Annotated in this window: 13 protein-coding genes; 7 read left to right on the plus strand and 6 right to left on the minus strand. The window is 63.9% G+C overall.

From position 1 onward, the window contains the following. Positions 1-14: 14 nt before the first annotated feature. Positions 15-980, plus strand: coding sequence for an MBL fold metallo-hydrolase (locus ECTOBSL9_RS14150; protein ID WP_063465587.1), 966 nt, complete (start codon positions 15-17; stop codon positions 978-980). 11 nt (positions 981-991) lie between these two features. Here the strand turns inward: ECTOBSL9_RS14150 and ECTOBSL9_RS14155 are convergent, their stop codons facing one another. From ECTOBSL9_RS14155 to ECTOBSL9_RS14165, 3 genes are read right to left on the minus strand one after another with little or no spacing between them, the layout of a single operon-like run. Beyond that, positions 992-2,314: a sigma-54 dependent transcriptional regulator gene (locus ECTOBSL9_RS14155; protein ID WP_063465588.1), complete on the minus strand. Its 1,323-nt coding sequence runs from the start codon at positions 2,312-2,314 to the stop codon at positions 992-994. Next, a complete protein-coding gene (locus ECTOBSL9_RS14160; RefSeq protein WP_063465589.1) occupies positions 2,311-3,768 on the minus strand; it encodes a sensor histidine kinase in 1,458 nt (485 codons plus the stop codon). The genes ECTOBSL9_RS14155 and ECTOBSL9_RS14160 overlap by 4 nt, the downstream gene beginning before the upstream one ends. Before the next feature lie 2 nt (positions 3,769-3,770). Further along, entirely contained in the window at positions 3,771-4,649 is an 879-nt protein-coding gene (locus ECTOBSL9_RS14165; RefSeq protein ID WP_082829966.1) for a PhnD/SsuA/transferrin family substrate-binding protein, read from the minus strand. Positions 4,650-4,901: 252 nt separating this feature from the next. On the opposite strand from ECTOBSL9_RS14165, the gene ECTOBSL9_RS14170 reads away from it, so the two are divergent. The 6 genes from ECTOBSL9_RS14170 to mobB all read left to right on the plus strand — a co-directional run bounded on the left by ECTOBSL9_RS14170 (position 4,902) and on the right by mobB (position 12,248). Then, positions 4,902-6,104, plus strand: a complete 1,203-nt coding sequence (locus tag ECTOBSL9_RS14170) for a 4Fe-4S dicluster domain-containing protein (protein ID WP_082829967.1) — start codon at positions 4,902-4,904, stop codon at positions 6,102-6,104. Positions 6,105-6,142: 38 nt separating this feature from the next. Next, positions 6,143-8,659 (plus strand): molybdopterin-dependent oxidoreductase, encoded by a 2,517-nt coding sequence (locus ECTOBSL9_RS14175; RefSeq protein ID WP_063465591.1) that lies wholly within the window; start codon positions 6,143-6,145, stop codon positions 8,657-8,659. A gap of 48 nt (positions 8,660-8,707) precedes the next feature. Beyond that, positions 8,708-9,445: a 4Fe-4S dicluster domain-containing protein gene (locus ECTOBSL9_RS14180; protein WP_063465592.1), complete on the plus strand. Its 738-nt coding sequence runs from the start codon at positions 8,708-8,710 to the stop codon at positions 9,443-9,445. A gap of 21 nt (positions 9,446-9,466) precedes the next feature. Further along, entirely contained in the window at positions 9,467-10,660 is a 1,194-nt protein-coding gene (gene nrfD, locus ECTOBSL9_RS14185) for an NrfD/PsrC family molybdoenzyme membrane anchor subunit (protein WP_063465593.1), read from the plus strand. A 110-nt stretch (positions 10,661-10,770) separates the two neighbouring features. Continuing rightward, positions 10,771-11,691, plus strand: coding sequence for a molecular chaperone (locus tag ECTOBSL9_RS14190; protein ID WP_168161575.1), 921 nt, complete (start codon positions 10,771-10,773; stop codon positions 11,689-11,691). Then, positions 11,688-12,248 carry a molybdopterin-guanine dinucleotide biosynthesis protein MobB gene (gene mobB, locus ECTOBSL9_RS14195; RefSeq protein ID WP_063465595.1) on the plus strand — a complete coding sequence of 187 codons (561 nt, stop codon included), beginning with the start codon at positions 11,688-11,690 and terminating at the stop codon, positions 12,246-12,248. The genes ECTOBSL9_RS14190 and mobB overlap by 4 nt, the downstream gene beginning before the upstream one ends. A 9-nt stretch (positions 12,249-12,257) precedes the next feature. Here mobB and ECTOBSL9_RS14200 read toward each other — a convergent pair whose 3' ends face one another. The 3 genes from ECTOBSL9_RS14200 to ECTOBSL9_RS14210 all read right to left on the minus strand — a co-directional run bounded on the left by ECTOBSL9_RS14200 (position 12,258) and on the right by ECTOBSL9_RS14210 (position 17,677). After that, entirely contained in the window at positions 12,258-14,819 is a 2,562-nt protein-coding gene (locus tag ECTOBSL9_RS14200; protein WP_063465596.1) for a PAS domain-containing hybrid sensor histidine kinase/response regulator, read from the minus strand. 90 nt (positions 14,820-14,909) lie between these two features. Continuing rightward, a complete protein-coding gene (locus ECTOBSL9_RS14205; RefSeq protein WP_063465597.1) occupies positions 14,910-16,508 on the minus strand; it encodes a GGDEF domain-containing protein in 1,599 nt (532 codons plus the stop codon). A 14-nt stretch (positions 16,509-16,522) separates the two neighbouring features. Further along, positions 16,523-17,677, minus strand: coding sequence for a substrate-binding domain-containing protein (locus ECTOBSL9_RS14210; protein ID WP_082829970.1), 1,155 nt, complete (start codon positions 17,675-17,677; stop codon positions 16,523-16,525). Positions 17,678-17,783: the final 106 nt, after the last annotated feature.

Raw genomic sequence — 17,783 nt, forward strand, 5'->3', positions numbered from 1 at the left:
ACGGAGAAAAAACCATGAGTGCCAGTGCCCGCATACCCCATCTTGTCCTGACCGGGCTATTGCTTTCCCCCCTGGCCATGGCCCAGGCGGACGAGGACCGCCCCATTGAGCACATCCTTGAGCCCCGGGCCATCACGGATCAGATCCATTATTTTTTCGGCTCCCTGGAAAACCGCACCGAGACCAATCTGGGCATGAACAACAACGTGGGGTTCGTGATCACTGACAAGGGCGTGGTGCTCATCGACAGTGGGCCCAGTCACCATGTGGCGCAGCGTATCGAGCAGGCGGTGGCCGAGGTGACCGACCAGCCCATCACCCATGTGATCAACCTGGGCAGCCAGGATCACCGCTGGCTGGGCAATGAGTATTTCCTCTCCCAGGGCGCCGAGATCCTGGCCCTTGAGCGCACTGCCGCCACCCAGGCGGAGTTTGCCCGACAGCATCTGGATCGTCTCACGGATACTCTGGGGGACGCGGCCATGGCGGGCACCGAGCCGCGCCCCGCGCCCTCACCCATTGCGGGTGATCGCCACGACTTCGAGCTGGGCGGGGTGCGCTTCGAGATGGTCCATGCCGGCGATGCCCACTTCCCTGGGGACATCCTCCTGCACCTGCCCGATCACCACGTGGTCTTCACCGGGGATGTGGTCTACACCGAGCGCATGCTGGGTATTCATCCCTGGAGCAACCCGGTGGAACAACTCAAGGCCTTCGAGACGATGGCGTCCTGGGCGCCGGAGGTGGTCGTTCCCGGCCATGGGGAGGCCACCGACCTGGCCACGGCACAGCGGGATACCGGTGATTACCTGGCCACCCTGGTACGCGAGGTGCGGGAGGGCCTGGAGAACTGGGAAACCCTGGATGAGGTGGTGGCCCGTCTGGCGGACTTGCCGGAATTCCAGCACCTGCGCCATTACGATGACTGGCACCGGATGAACGTCAATCGCACCTATCTGTTCATGGAGGCCAATTTCTAAAGGCCCACCCCCTAAAGCCCCAGGCGTTTCATGCGCTCCCACAGATTCTTGCGGCTGATGCCCAGGGATTCGGCCGTGCGGGCCACATGGCCGCCGTTGGCCTCCAGTGCGCCGACGATGTAGGCACGTTCACAGGATTGCAGGTGCTCGCTCAAGGTCCATGTCGCGCCTGCAGTCCCCTCCTCGCCCTCGGTGATCAGGGGTTCGTCGAACAACGCCTCCCGGGTCAGGGTCTCGCCGGGGCTGAGGATGCAGGCCCGCTCGATGGCGTGCTTGAGTTCGCGGATGTTGCCGGGCCAGTCATGGCGCATCAGGGCATGTTCCGTCTCCGGCGGCAATTGCTTGCGCTCGCCGGTGGCACGCACGAAGGCCTCCAGGAACTGCCGCACCAGCCAGGGGATGTCGTCCCGGCGCTCCCGCAGGGGCGGCAGCCGCAAGTGAATCACGTGGATGCGGTAATACAGGTCCTCCCGGAAACGTCCCTCGTCCACCAGGGCACGCAGGTCCCGGTGGGTGGCGCAGATCAGGCGCAGGTTGACCGAAATCGGCTGCTCGCCCCCCACGCGCACCACCTGACGCTCCTGGATGGCCCTGAGTAATTTCACCTGCATCACCAGGGGCATGTCGCCCACCTCGTCCAGGAACAGGGTGCCTCCGTCGGCCTGTTCGAACACCCCGGGACGGGCCCGCACGGCGCCGGTAAAGGCGCCCTTCTCATGACCGAACAACTCGGCCTCCAGCAGGCTCTCCGTGAGACCGCCACAATTCACCGCGATGAAGGGTCGATCCGAGGAGGCAGGATCCAGGCGATGAATCTCCCGGGCCACCGCCTCCTTGCCCACCCCGGATTCCCCCGTGATGAGGATGGTGCCGGCCTGGGCGGCCAGGCGGGGCAGGAGCCGGCCGATGCGCCGCATGGTGGGGGATACACCCAGCGCCCCGGCGGCCTCCCCCTCCTTGTCCATGGGACCCACCAGGATGCGCAGCTTGTCGATGAGGGCGTCCAGATCGAAGGGCTTGGTGATGTAATCGGTGGCACCGGACTTGAGCACGGTCACGGCCCGATCCACGCTCCCATAGGCGGTGATGAAGAGCCAGGGCGGCAGCGGCACCCCCTGCTCGGCCAGCGACAGGAACAGTTCATCACCCTGGCCATCGGGCAGGCGGATATCGCTGATCACCGCCGCGTATTCCTGCTCCACCAGGGCGGACCTGGCCTCCCCGGTCTGCCGGAACCAGTGACAGCCAAAACCCTCCAGTTCGAAGCGGTCACACAGGGATTCGCCCATGATGGGATCATCCTCGATCAGACACAGCCGGGCTGGCGCATTCATGAAACCTCCTGGGAATCCCGGGTCAGGGGCAGATTGACATGAAAACGGGTGTCACCTGGGGAACTCTCCACATGGATCCCGCCGCCCAGTTGCTGCACCAGCTGGTAGGTCACCCAAAGACCGAGCCCATGCCCCTGACCCTGCCCGGTGAACGGCTCGAACAGATGGGCCATGCGCTCGGGCTCGATGCCGCGACCGCCATTGCCCACGATCAGCGACAACACATCGTTGTGGACGCCCAGATCACAGTGGATCACCCCGCCAGCCTCGCTGGCGTTCAGGGCATTGAGCAACAGATTCAAGAGTGCCTGGCGCACCTGGGTGGATGGCAGGGGCAGCGTCCCGGTGACGGCATTATTCCAGACGACTGTCACCTGTTTCTTGTGGGCATCGGGCTGGATGAGGGTGTGTATGTCGTCAAGATCCTGGGGCGTCAGATCATGCCCCTCCAGCCGTGACTCCACCAGCAGGGCCCCCACCGTATCCTTGATCTGCAGCAGCCCCCGCTCCAGTAGCGAGACAGTCCGACCGGCAATGCCCTCCGGCGGGCCATGGCGCTTGTAGGTGCTGATGGCGTTGAGCATGCCCCCCAGTGGGTTGTTGATTTCATGGGCGATCCCCGAGGTCAGACGGCCGATGGCTGCGAGTCGCTCCGTGGCCACCATGCTCTGCTCCAGGGCCTGCTTCTGGCGCAACTCCGCGAGCATGCGCCTGAGCTGGGCCCCGGCCTGACCGATCTCGTCCCGGGACTCATACAAGCGACACTCCTTCTCTTCCGGGATGCGCGAGCCCACACGCCCCATGCAGTCCGCCAGTTGCAGCAGGGGCTCGGCCATGCGTCGGCCCCAGTACCAGGACAGGGGCAACAGGATCACCAGCACCAACAGGGTCACCCAGCCGGCCCGCGAGACAATGCCCAGAAACCGGGGCACGAACAACGACTTGGGGTACTCCATGATCAGGGTCCCCAGATGAACGCCGTCCAGCTGGATGGGGGCCACCAGATAGAAGTGCCCGGTCTCGGCGATCTCCACGGCGCGGGGCTGGTCCAGGGACAGTGTGGCCAGCCGCGCCTGCAGCCCCGCGTACTGAGGGCCCAGCGAGTCCAGCCGGGTGAGGATGGGCTGACGCATGGGCTGTGTGGAGACGTACACCCGGTCCCGCTCATCCAGGACCATCAGCAATTCCGCCCCCAGGGCCGTCTCTTCGCCGGTGTGAAACGGCGTGTTGATGATCTCATAGGTCCGCCACACATCGTCGTGCACCATGGGCGTCACCAGGGTCTCCGCCAGCACCCGCCCCAGGCTGGCTGCGTTGTCGAACAGGTCATGGCGTAGTTGCTCATATTCCCGCGCCATGATGGCCCCGGTGACAGTGAACGAGGTGATCAGCACCAGCACCGTGGCCCGCAGCGGGATCTTGTAGCGAAAGCTCAGGTCGCGCAGTAGCAGCATGGTCAGATCCGCCCCAGAGCCTGAGCCATGCGCCGGATCTCGTCGAACAGTTCGGGCTCTCCGGGGATGAAGCCATCCAGATTCAGGCGTGACATCAGCCGCTCCGTCTCCGGGTCCCGGATTCTGTCCACCAGGGCCGATCGCAGGGCCTGAAAATCCCTCTCTGGCAGATCCTTGCGGGTCACGAAAGGGGGAAATCCGAACGGGGGGGAGCGCTCCACCACCCGGGTGCGGTCCGTGATCCGGGGAGAGAACTGCGCCAGGGTTTCCCAGACATAGCTATCCACCGCGCCACCCTGCGCCAGCCCCACTGCCGTGGCCTCGATCACCTTGCGATGGGACCAGGTGAAAAAACTGCGCCGAAAGAAATGCTCGACCCCCTGTCCCTCCCGCATCAACCGGTACTGCACGAACAGATGACCCGAATTGGACAAGGGGTCGGAGAAGGCGAAGACCTGCCCCTCCAGATCCATCAACGATCGGGTGCGGGTATCGCTGGCGGGCACCAGCAGATAGGAGCGATACCGGGGTTGTCCCCGGTACAGCGGCACGGCCAGCAGCCGCAGGCGATCCTCATGGAGAACATAGGGGAAACCACACAACCACGCTGCGTCGAGGCGACCCTCCAGCAAGAGTTCGGTTACCTCCCGGTAACTGGCGCGCTGCACAAAGCGCACGGGGCGACCCAGGCGTCGCGACAGGTCCTCCCGCCAACGCTGCAGAAAGGCCGCCTGATCATCCAGGAACACCGGCGTCAGGCCAATGCGCAGGGTGTCCGCCTCATCCTCCGCCAGGACGCTTCCCCACGGGGTCATACCCACGGCCAGGACGCCGGCGGCGGCCTTCAGGAAACGTCTTCGTGGTGTGAATTCCCGGGTCATTGTGTTCGAGTCTAACCGTGTCTGTCGTTACCAAACGGTAACACTCCACCCCTTAACCACCGTCAAGCCGTTACCCATGGGTAACCCCTGGCCTGCCCCTCCTGAAGACAAACCGCTTTCCAGGGCCATTGGGTGGTATTGGCACACTCAATGCAGGGTTTTTGATAAAACACAATATAACCATAAACACCCCCGAGGGCACAGCCCCGGGTCGGTCGAGGGAAGCGACCGGCGCAGCACGGAGGAGGAGATGTGACAGACGCGACGACGCGGGCAGCGGCAGCCTATCAGCCCCTGGCCCCACATGCATCCCTGTGGGTGGCGCGCTCAGCCTGCCTGCCCGGACGGTTTCCACGCATCGCCTGCGATGCCTGTATCGGAGCCTGTCCCACAGGTGCCCTGAGCTGGTCAGCGGAGACATCCGGTGCCCACCTCCAACTGAGCGGCGATGCCTGCGTGCAATGCGGACGCTGCGTGGCTGCCTGTCCCACTCATGCCCTCACCCTACCGGGACTCCAGGTCGTCCCACCAGACCCGGCCCGCGCCGAGCTGCACCTGGACTGCCTGCGCGTCCCACAAGCGGAGTCCCCCGAGGGCGCGGTGCGCGTACCCTGCCTCGGCGGCCTGAAAACCAGTCAATGGCTGGCCCTGGCCGCCACCGGTGTCGCCGTGAAGTACCTGGACCGTGGCTGGTGTTCCCAGTGCAGCGCCGGGGGCCAAAAGGCCGACCTGCCTGCCCTGGATGCTGCCCTGACACAGCTTGCCGGGGCGGCCCCGGAGCTGCCCGGCATCCAGCGCATCGAGGCCCCGCTTCCGCCTCGTCTCAGACAGGGCGAGACACCGGACCCGGGGCTTACCCGCACGGTCAACCGGCGCGCGTTTTTTCGTCAACTGGCGGGAGAGGTGGCCAGCGCCTCGCAAACTGTTCAGGGGATTGAGACCACGTCCCCATCCCTGCCCAGGCCCGATGGCACACGGCGCATACGGCCCAGCGAACGCCTGGCGCAATTGACCCTGCTCACGCAAATGGCCCGGGATCAGGGCAGCCCATCACTTCAACTGAATCTGGCGCACGCCCATATCGACCCGCAGCGTTGCCATAATCACGGCATTTGTGCCCGCGCCTGCCCCACCGCCGCCCTCAGCACCTACAGGGATGCCGATGAGCGGGGCATCCGATTCGATCCCGTGACCTGCATCCAGTGCGGTGAGTGTCAGGCCCTGTGCCCGGAGCAGGCCATCGAGATCCGCCCGGCCTGGCCCGAAGACGCCAACCCGGCCGCCCCCCGGACCCTGACCCGCCATGGCACGCGACGCTGCGGTGAATGCGGTCAGGATTTCCCCTGCAACGAGCATGAGCTATCCGACGAGGCCCTGCCCCTGTGCCCGCAATGCCAGAAGGGCCGTGGCCTTTTCGAAACGGAGCTGCATCGCCTGTTCGGCATGACCCCTTGATCAGCCCATCAGCACACCACCCAGGAGAGCCACACACCATGAATCTACTCAAATCCCTCGTCACCCGGCGCCGTTTCCTGCAAGCGGGTGGCGCCGCTGGCGTGGCCGGTGTCGGCGCCGCCAAGTTCGCCGGTTTCACCGCCCTGTCCACCCGCCCGCAGCCGGCAACGGCCCAGACCCGGGGGGAAACCCGCATCACCAAGAACATCTGCGCCCAGTGCCCGGCCCGCTGCGGCATCGACGTGTACACCACCGATGGCAAGGTCACCGCCATCTACGGCGACAAGGGCAACCCCATCGCCAATGGCAAGCTGTGCCCCAAGGGCCACCTGGGCGCCTATTTCCTGTATGACCCGGACCGCTTCACCGGCCCCATGAAACGCACCAACCCCAATAAGGGGCGGGACGAAGACCCGGAATTCGTGCCCATCTCCTGGGACGAGGCCCTGGACATGGTGGCCGAGCGCATGAACAGCCTGCGTGAGCGCGGCGAATCCCACCGATTTGCCCATTTCTACGGGCGCGGCTGGGGTTCCTCGGATGCCGGCCTCTACGGGGACTTTGGCAAACTCTATGGCACACCCAACTCGGCCATCGGCCATGCCTCCATCTGCGCCGAAGGCTCCAAGCGTGCCAAGCAGGCCACCGACGGCAACAACTCCTACAACGCCTACGACTACAGGAACTGCAATTACATCCTGAACTTCGGCGCCGGCTTCCTGGAGGCCTTTCGACCCTACAACTACCTGATGCAGATGTGGGGCCACATGCGCACCAAGAGTCCGCGCACCCAGGTGACCAGCATCGACGTGCGCATGAATCCCACCATGGCGGCCTCGGACCGCTATCTGATGATCAAGCCGGCCACTGACGGGGCCCTGGCCCTGGCCATTGCCCATGTCATCCTCACCGAAGACCTGTGGGACAAGGAGTTTGTGGGTGACTTTGCCGAGTCGGGCCAGCGCTTCCAGGCGGGACAGCGCATTGAATCCGGCAGCTTCGAGGAGAAATGGGTGCACGGTCTGGAAACCTGGTGGAACGAGGAACTGCTCGAGCGCACCCCCGAGTGGGCCGCCAGCATCACCGGCATCCCGGCCCGGGACATCGTTCGCGTGGCCCGCGAGTTCGGCACCACCCGCCCCGCCATTGCCCTCATGGAACGCGGCCCCACAGCCCACTTCAACGGCACCTACAACGGCATGGCCATCCACGCCCTCAACGCCCTGGTGGGCAGCCTGTTTGCCGAGGGCGGCCTGTTCTACCAGATGGGCCCCTCCTACGGCGCCCTGCCGGTGAACGCGGATGATTTCATGGACGATCACGCCCGACAGATGCAGGAAAGGATCCGTGACGGCGAGATCGTGCGTATCGACAAGGCGGGTACCGAGGCCTGGCCCATGACCAGTCACATGATGCAGGAGGTGGCAGGCCATCATCTAGCGGGAGATCCCTACAAGCTCGACACCGCCATGTTCTTCTACACCAACCCCATCTGGACGGCGCCCGACCCCAAACTCTGGGAAGAGGCCCTGAAGGATGTGTTCATTATCGACACCTCCCCGTTCCCCGGCGAAACGGCCATGTATGCCGATCTCATCCTGCCGGAGCACACCTATCTGGAGCGCCTGCAGGACTCTCCCACCTATCCCTTTGAAGGCTGGCCCATGGCCGCCCTGCGGGTGCCGGCGGTGGACCCCATCCACGACACCAGGCACTTCGGTGACATGCTCATCGAGATCGGCAAGCGCATCAACGGGCCCATGGGTGACTATTACCGGGAACTGGACAGCGTGGAGAACCTGCTGCGCCATCGCGCCGCCGGTTTTGCCGACGACCCGGGCGACAACGGCGTGAACGACTTCGAAAGCTGGAAGGAGAAGGGCGTCTGGTACAAGAAGCCCTACCACTGGCGCCAGTTCAGAGGCGAGTTCTATGCCTGGGATGGCGAGGACTACACCCAGCGGATGAGCCCCGAGGAGGTCAAGGAGAAGCTCATCAAGACCCCCTCGGGCAAATTCGAGTTCGTCTCTGGCTTCCTTGAGAATCACGCCGCCTATATCCATCGGGAGATGGGCATCCCCGAGGAACGGGTGAGCCTGATCCAGTGGGTGGAGGCCCGTCACACCGGGGAAGGCAAGCTGCACTTCGTCACCCCCAAGGTGCCCCTGCACGCCGAGGGCCGCAGCGCCAACATCCCCCAGGCCATCTCCTACATCCAGCCCATGGCCGGCGGCCGGGGCACGGTTTTCCTGGAGATTCACCCCCAGACGGCCCGGGACCACGGCATCCGTAACGGCGACCGGGTGCGCCTCACTGCCCAGGTGCGAGGCGAGTCCCAGAGCATCCTGGCCGTGGCGCGTTTCGTGGCCGGCAATCGCCCCGACACCCTGGTGCTGCCCATGGAATACGGCCACTGGGCCCAGGGTCGCTGGGCCACGGGCCAGGGCCGTGACCGGTTACCGGGGCATTCCGGGGAAATCACCGAGAACCAGTCCGATCCGATCTCGGGCCTGGCCTGCTACTACACCGCCACCGTCAACATCGAGCGCGCCTGATCATGGCCTGGATGAATTCGAGGAGTTACCGACATGCCTAAATGGGGAATGGTCATCGACCTGGACAAATGCACGGGCTGTCAGGCCTGCACCACCGCCTGTGCCATGGAAAACAACACTCTGCCGGGGGAATCCTGGCAGGACGTCCTGTACTACCACGCAGGGGAGTACCCCAGCGCCCAACTCAAATGGCTGCCCAGGCCCTGTATGCACTGTGAAAGCCCCTCCTGCGTACACGTGTGCCCCACCCGCGCCACCTACAAGGACATGGACGCCGGCGGCATCGTATTCGTGGACTGGAGCAAGTGCATCGGCTGCAAATACTGCATGATCGCCTGTCCCTATGGGGTGCGCTTCTACACCGACGAGCGCCCCCTGCTCGAACCCGACCTGAAACAGGTCTTCCCGGGGCAGGACGGCCAGCAGTGGAGCCCGCCCTACCAGAACCCCAACGTGGACTGGCGCCGCGGCATCGGCATCCAGCCCAAGGGGGTGGTCTCCAAGTGCACCTTCTGCCATCACAAGGTCAGCCAGGCCCCCGAGGGCGTGGCGGACCTGGACGAGGACGACCCGCAGCTGACCGAGTACGTGCCCGCCTGCGTGCGCACCTGCCCGCCCAAGGCGCGCTTTTTTGGCGATCTGGACAATCCTGAATCCCACGTCAACAAGCTCATCGGCAACAAGAAAGGTGTACGCATGCTGGATCACACCGGCAACCGCCCGCAGGTGTACTACCTGGGTTCGGGGGCCGGTATTCCCGCCTTCCGCCCGGCGCCGAAATCCTGATTCCGTTAGAGGACACGCATCATGAGTACAACCGCTGAGCACATGGCCCCGGGTCAGGATCCCCGGGGCACCCCCGTCGCCATGCTGACGGTGGGAATCCTCTTCACCCTGGTGGGCCTGTTCATCGCCTTCCGCCTGTTCACCGAGGGCCACGCCGCCTTCAATGTCTACAGTGACGGTGTGGTCTGGGGCCTGCCCGTCTCCGCCTATGTCTTCTTCGTGCTCTCATCCACGGGACTGACCTTCGTGGCCTCCATGGCCATGATCTTTGGTATCAAGTCCTTTTATCCCATCGCCAAACGCTGCGTCTGGCTGGCCATTGCCACCCTGATTGCCGGCTTCATCTCCCTGGGGCTGGAGATCGGCAACCCGGTGCGCATGATCTGGGCCATCCCCCTGAACATGCAGATACGCTCCCCCATGTTCTGGATGGGGGCCTTCTACTTCCTCTACCTGGCCCTGCTGGTGTGGAAGTTCACCTTCCTGCACCGTGGCGACTGGAACAGCAGGAGCAGCCGCAACGTGGGCATCGCCTCGGTGGTCACGGTGATCATCGCCCACGCCACCCTGGGGCTGGTGTTCGGCATGATGGCCATGCGCCCCTTCTGGTATGGCTCCTTCGTGCCGGTGTACTTCCTGGCCACCGCGGCCCTGTCGGGGCTGGCCTTTGCCACCCTGTTCACCTACTTCTCCTACGGCATCCGCACTCAGCGTATGAGCACCTCCATGCGCACGCTCATGGAAGGACACCTGCCCAAGGCCCTGCTCACGGTGCTGGGCATCGTGCTGGTCTTCAACATCAGCCGCACCATCACCGGTCTGTGGAGCAACAACCCGGAGATCAGCCTGGTGATGCAGCATCAGGTGGGTACGTTGCTGTTCCACGTGGAATTCTGGCTGGGGATGGTCCTGCCCTTCGTGCTGCTGCTGATCCCTGCCCTGAGAGCCCTTCCGGTGGTTCAGATGGCCAGCGCGGCACTGATCCTGATGGCAGTGTTCATCGGGCGTTATGAGTACGTGGTGGGCGGTCAGTTGGTGCCACTGTGGAAAGGAACCTGGTCACAGACACTGAGCACCTACAGCCCCTCCATGGCCGAATGGGGCCTGGTGGTACTGGGCGCCGGCATCGGTCTGTTGATCTACGCCTTCGGCTCCTGGAAATTCAACCTGCGGGCCTTCCCGACGAACGGCGATCATCGCGATAGTCGGCTCTGAAAAGGGCCTGCAAGGGCTGACAGACCTCCCGGGGGCATGGGTCGCCAAGGGCAGCATCACGGATGCGCCTTCACGGCCCTCGCCCCCGGGGCGACGTTGAGGACATGACCATGCTGACCACATCCCCTTTACCCACCACGCCCACCAAGGATCTGCAACCCTGGGCGGAGACGCTGCTGTGCCTCGGACAGGCCTTTTTGCCACCACGGGACCCCTCGTTTCAACACGCCATCATCCATGACCTGCCCCGTGACCTTCAGGATCTCAACGACACACTGGGCTTCACCACCAACGCCGCCCTGGCCCAATGGTCGGAGCATCTGGGGCATTGGGCAGACGATGAACAGGCCCTGCTCAAGTGCTACAGCCGGCTGTTCCTCTCGCCCCCCACCCCGGCCTCGCTCAACGCCGGACGCCACCTGGACGGCCAGCTCATGGGTCCCAGCGCCGTGGAGATGGAGCAGGTCTACCAGGCCCACGCGCTGGCCCGGGATCCCAACCTTCACCAGTTGCCGGATCATCTGGCCCTGCAGCTGCAATTCGTGGCCTTCCTCCTGGCCGAGGCCCCGACGGCGGCTGATCCCGAGACCTATCTTCACGACGCCCGGGGCTTTACCAGCCGGTATCTGCGCGGCTGGCTGAAGAATCTGGTCAGCCAGTGCCAGACGGGCGAGGCCGCCTACCACCTACCCCCCGTCTACAGCCAGCTTGCCGACTTCACCCATCAGGCCATCCTGCGGCTGCTGGAACAACTGCCCCAGCGGGAAGCCGCCCCCCAACCCACGGATCAGGCACCCCCACCGGTTCGGGACAATCCCTTCACGGGGAAAGAGGCCGACAAGAACGCCGGGGACACCCACCCGATCACCTGTTCCCGTTGTAGTGAACCCTTCATGGCCGAGGGTGAGCTGGCTGGCATCATCGCCGCCTTGCACGCCAATGATGTGAGCGCCGCCCACCTGTGCATCTGTCCCGATTGCCGGGCCGGGGCCATGGGCATGACGGCCATGAAACCCCCGGAGGTTCGATGACCATGAGCACCCTGCCCTTGCTGGGCTTTGCCGCCTGGAGCGGCACGGGAAAGACCACCCTGCTGGTGCAACTCATCCCCCTGCTCAAAAACCGTGGACTGCGCATCGCCATGATCAAGCATGCCCATCATGCCTTTGATGTGGACAAGCCGGGCAAGGACAGCTTCGAGCTGCGCAAGGCCGGCGCGGCGCAGATGCTCATCGCTTCCCGTCACCGCTTTGCCCTGATGGTGGACGAGCAGGAACCCCACGAGCCGGATCTATGGACCCTGGTGGAACACCTGGACCCGGCACGCTCGGACCTGATCCTGGTGGAGGGTTTCAAGTCGGAGTGCTTTCCCAAGATCGAACTGCATCGACCCTCCCTGGGTCAACCGCTGCTACACCCGGACGACCCGGACATCATCGCCGTGGCCACGGATGCGCCCGACTCGCTCAACGCCCACCTGCCGGTCCTGGATTTGAACGACCCGGAGGCCATTGCTCAGTTCATTCTGGAGTGGATACCGGCTCGGGAGCATCCCTTGCCACAGGCCCAGCAAGTGGGGCGAATCTGAGCGCGAACGCTATTCAAGCCAGGTATCCACCTCGGCCAGGAAGTCCTCCACGTCCAGGGGCTTGGTGAGGTGCCCCTGAAAGCCGGCCTCACTGAGCTTGGCCGAGTCCCGCTCCGAGGCATAGGCCGTCAGGGCCAGCACCGGGATATCGAACGTTTCAGGGTGCTGCTTCAGGCGATCGAGCACCTGGAAGCCGTTCATGTGCGGCATGTTGATGTCCATGAGGATCAGATCCGGTCGCTGCGCGCGAGCCAGTTCCAGCCCCGTACCCGAGGTATGCGCCCCGATGAGCCGCACGCCCCGGCGACGCCGTTTGAGGATCTGCTCCACAAGGTTGAGGTTGGAGGGGTTGTCATCCACATAGAGCACGGTGCGGCGGGCTGCCTGATCTTCCGTCTTGTGATGCGGGTCTGGAGTCCGTGCGGTACTGCCCCCCCCTGTTGTCTCCAGATGGTCGTCCTCGGGTATGGGGAGTTCAATCCAGAAGGTGCTGCCCTCATCCGGTGTACTGATGACACCGATCTGGCCACCCATGGCCTGGATCATGCTGCGCGACAGGGACAGCCCGATGCCGGTCCCCTCCATGCCGGTGGCATCCGCCCCCAGTCGGTTGAAAGGTTCGAACAATTGGGCCTGGCGGGCCTGGCTGATACCTGGACCCGTATCCTCAACGCCGATACGCAGCGTCCTTTCGGGCTCCTTGAGCCCATAGTGAAGTTGAATCCGGCCGCCATCCCGGTTGTACTTCACGGCATTGGATAGCAGGTTGATCAGCACCTGCTTGAGTCGCACCCGGTCGGCCCATACACGGCGGCCAGCCGGTTCTCCCACATCCACGACGATGCCCCGCTGATCCGCCAGAGGCATGACCAGTTGCGCACATTCTTCCACCACGTCTTCCAGCCCCAGATTTTCGGGAGACAGATCCATGCGTCCCGATTCCACCTTGGCCAGATCCAGCACCTGATTGATCAGGGCCAACAGATGCCGCCCCCCCTTGAGGATCTCCTGAAGGTTTTCCTGTTGCTCCTCTCCCAGGCTGGGATCGGCTTCCAGCAGTTGCGAGAAACCCAGGATGGCATTCATGGGGGTACGCAACTCGTGGCTCATGGCGGACAGAAACTCCGACTTGGCCCGGTTGGCATACTCGGCTTCATCCTTGGCCTGGCGCATGGCCGTCTCGGCACGCTTGATCTCCGAGACATCCACATGGCTGACCACCACATGCTCTGGTTGCTCCGCCTCGTGCCGCAGCGATGAGACCCGCAGGATGTAGTAGTCATTGCCCATCTCATAGTCCGCCTCGTAGGCATTCCTGCTGCCCGAGAGCACCTCGCGGATCCCGTCAGCGATCGTCCGAACGCCCTCCTCACCCTCGGCAATGGCCCGATCACAGATCTCCAGGTAGTTCACGCCCTCGGCCACACGGCCGTTCACCCCCCCGTTGCTATTGGCAAATTCCCGCCAGGCACGATTAACGGTAATGATGTCCCCGCGACGATCCAGCACGCAGATGCTGGACTTGAGGGAATCGATGATGGACTGGGTGAATAGCAGATCCCGGTGTTCGCGATCGCGCAGGGACTGTTCGGCCCGCCGGCGCCGGGTGATGTCCCGGTTGACGGCCCGACGCCCCAGGTATTCACCGCACTCAGCCACCACCGGAAGGCATTCGTGCTCGATCCAGCGCTCTTCCCCATTGCGATGGCGGATGCGAAACTCCATCTGATGTCTGGGCAACGAGGCGCCATTGGCGTTGATTTCGTCCATGTGGGCCTGCCAGCGCACAGCGTCCTCGGGGGGCATGAGCCTCTGGAGCAGATCCGGGTCCTTGAGAAAGTCCTGCCGGGTATAGCCGCTCACGACCTCACAGGCTGGAGAGACATACTTGAGGCTGCCATCGGCGCCATACCAGTAATCCCAGTCCGGCGAGTAATCGGCGGCAATGCGGTAGCGCCGCTCGCTGGCCTCCAGGGCCTGCAGGGCTGCCTCCAGACGGGCTTCGGCATCCTTGTGGACGCTCAGGTCCACCACCACGCAGGCAAAATCCGAATCCCGCCCGTCTCGTCCAGGGAGCCGATGCACATGCAGATCCCCCGGAAAGGTACCCCCGCCCTGATGCCTGAGCTCTATGCCCCTGAGCACGGCCTCACCCTCGCGGCCCGCCTCCTCGAGAGTGCGGTTCACATGGTCCAGCCCCTGCACATGGAACAGACGCCGCAGCAGTTGTCCGCGCATCTGTTGGGTGGAAAGCCCGAACTGCTCCACGGCCCGCTGGTTGGCATCCAGCATGATACCGGTGGGATCCACCACCAGGGCCGGCAGGGGCAGGCCGTGGAACAGGGCGGAATAGCATCCCTGAAGCTTCCAGGAGGTGAGCTGACTCTCGCGCAGTTCCGCGTTCTGGGTTTCCAGCTCCACCTGATAGGTGCGCAAGGTCTCGGTAAGCCGCGCCAGATCCACATCGCCCGAAGCCAGGAGGCGTTCGGCCAGTTCGAAATCCCCTGCCTTCAGGGCCTGTGCCGCCTGCTCCCTGACCCGCTTGTCCCGCCTGTCATCGGGTTCGTTCATGTTTCGCCTTCTTGCTCCGTTCCAATACCCACCGCAGTCACACAAAAGCCTGCTGCATCGCAGCATTCTGACACCAGTGCAAGCCCCAGACTAGCCAGTGTCGAAGAAATGATAGCGGTTCCTGCCCGACTCCTTCGCCCGATACATGGCCTGGTCCGCATGTCGCAAAAGCGTATCCGGGTCGGCCTGGTCCGTGGGATAAAAGGTCACACCCACACTGGCGGAAATCTCCAATCGCTGACCTTCGATGGTCACCGGCGCTGCCACTGCCTCCAGTAACCGGGAGAGGGCCTGATCCGCCTCCTCCATGGTATGCAGGTTATTGAAGAGGATAACGAACTCGTCCCCTCCCAGGCGCGCCAGGGTATCATCGGCCCGCAGCAGGTTGCGCAGACGCCCCGTGATGGCCAACAGCAGTTGATCCCCCACGGCGTGACCATAACGATCGTTGATGGGCTTGAAGCCATCCAGATCCAGGTAGCAGACCGCCAGGGGGCAACCATTGCGTCGGCTGCGTGCGATGGCCTGATCCATGCGGTCAGCCAACAGACGTCGGTTGGGCACCCCGGTCAGCGGATCATAGTGGGCAATCCTGTCCAGCTCCGTCTGATGCTTGCCGATGCGCTCGATCAGATCATTGAACGCCCCCACCACCTGCCCCAGTTCATCGTAACGATGCATGCGGGGAACCGCCAGGGGACTGAAGGGCCCCGCGGGGGATTGTTGGGTCTGCACGGAGAGTTCCCGCATGGGAATGGCAATGGACCGGGTGAGAAACACCAGCAACCCGCCCATCACCAGCAAAATGAGTGCGCCCAGCATGGAAACGGTTCGAATGAGGATGGACGCCTCCTGGCCAGCGCCCCCCGTGCTCATGACGATGCCGACATCCGCCTCGACCCTGTCCGGTTCGAGCATTCGCCAGGCCACGCGGCACTCATCCAGTATCCCGATCTGCTCCGGAGCGCCGATGGGCACATCCTCAAGTGTTGCAATCTGCAAGGCCACCGCCGAAGGGCCGGGAAACAGCTGCCCGTCCAGCACCAGCGCCAAACCAGTAAGATTTGCCCGGGCGCGAATCTCCGTAAACAGGGAAACCCGTTCCGAGAGCGCCACCAAACCGAGTAACTGGCCCACCAGCCGACCCGAGTCCGGATCCCGGAAGCTCCCCTGAGTGACCAGCGCCATGATGGACTCGCCCTCTCCCGTCTCGACCGCCACCAGCCTGCTGGGGCTGGCGACGGTGGCCTGTTCCTGATGCGCAAGCCATCGAATCAAAGGCTCGCTGTGGCGAAGGGCAAACCCGCCCGACACCCAGGGGCGTTCGTCCTCACGTGTAATCACCAGGGCGTCAAACAGGCTGCGCCCCTGCAGGCGATCGTGAAGGTTGATCAGGCGCATGGCCGTTTGCGCATCACCGGCATACACCGCCTCTCGCAATGCCGGAAGCCTCACAAGCTCACTGGCCACCCGCTCGGCGGATTCGATCTCCTTGTCCATGATCAGGGAGGCAATGGCGGCACTGCCGTCGAAACTGCGATGCACCTCCTGCAGGTTGGCCTGACGGGCCCCCTGAATGGTCAGCATCACCGCCAGTCCGGCGATCAGCATCATTGCCAGCCCCACGGCCAGGATGATGGTCCGGGTCAGTGTGGGGCGACAAAGTTGGGTCCCGAGAGAGGCGAACATGATCCCCGATCGCCCTAGCGGCTCGTTAAATCGGGCACACCGGAGTAACGGAAGGCCCGCTGCATCAAGGCCTCCAGTTTCTCGGCAGACGTGTCCCTGGTCACCAGATGCATCCCCCCCGAATAGATCTGCGGTACATCGCCCCCCATGCCGCGAACCTGGAGTGCGATGGCCTCGGCCATGGCCACGCCCGCGTCATCGTTCAGGCGCATGACCGTTGCGAACAGGGTTCCTTCACGGATGGCCCGCAGCTCTGCGCTGCCCCCACCCCAACCGGTCACCTGCACATCGGAGCGCGCCCGGGAGGCAAGCGTGCGCACCGAGGCCAGGGCCGCATCCGTGGTACACGCATAAATGAATCGCAAATCCCGGTGGCGCGCCAGGGCATCCAGCGTCGCCTTCTCGGCGATATCCACATCCTGATCAGTCAGATAGGTATCACGCAGTCGTGGCGCCGAGGCATCCGTGAAGGATCGGGTCAGGGTATCTCCACGGGCGCGGCTGACATAGCCATCCGTGCCATACAGCACCACGATCTCATCGCCTTCCCGGGCCTGGGAACGAATATGCTCCACGAGCAGGCGCGAGCCTTGAAGATGATCGAAACCCACGTACAAGAGCGGCTGCAGACCATTCCAGGCACGCACCGGGGTGGTGATGTTCTGCAGGATGATATGGGGCCCATCCGCCCCAGGGGCCCGCGCCAGCAACCGATCAATCAAGGCCATGTGCGCGGGGGTATCCAGGGTGTAGATCAGGAAGTCCGGTTTGTTGGCCAGGGCCTCACGCAACTGCTGCGCCTGCAGGACAGCCTGATCCCCGGCACCACCACTGAAATACACCTGCAGATCCAGAGTCAGACCCAGCTCGTGGGCCCGACCCTCGAAGGCCATCAGGTTACGTCGCCAGTAGTCGGAGATCTGTAATCCCGGGTAAACCACCGACACCCTCACCGGGGCATGGGGTCTCTGCTCGGCGGGTATCGATCTGCCTGGCTCGCTCACCCGGCGTTCAAAGGCTTCCATCAACGGGCGCTGTTCGGCATGCCGTTCCAGAAAGACTTCCATCGACCAGTATTCACGCAGATCCTGGGCGCTGGCAGGCAAGCCCAGGCCCAGCAGCATCAGCGCCAGGAAACAGCGTTCCAGGAGGCCTCTCCCCTTCTGCATCGGACTCGTCTCCCCGCAGGGTGGTGGCTCACCATATTAAAGCAACGGCAAGCGTTTGACAGACCCGCGGATCGCATCCCCCATGGGGACTACCGGGCCCATGGCC

It is taken from the genome of Ectothiorhodospira sp. BSL-9 (assembly GCF_001632845.1).
GTDB lineage: Bacteria > Pseudomonadota > Gammaproteobacteria > Ectothiorhodospirales > Ectothiorhodospiraceae > Ectothiorhodospira.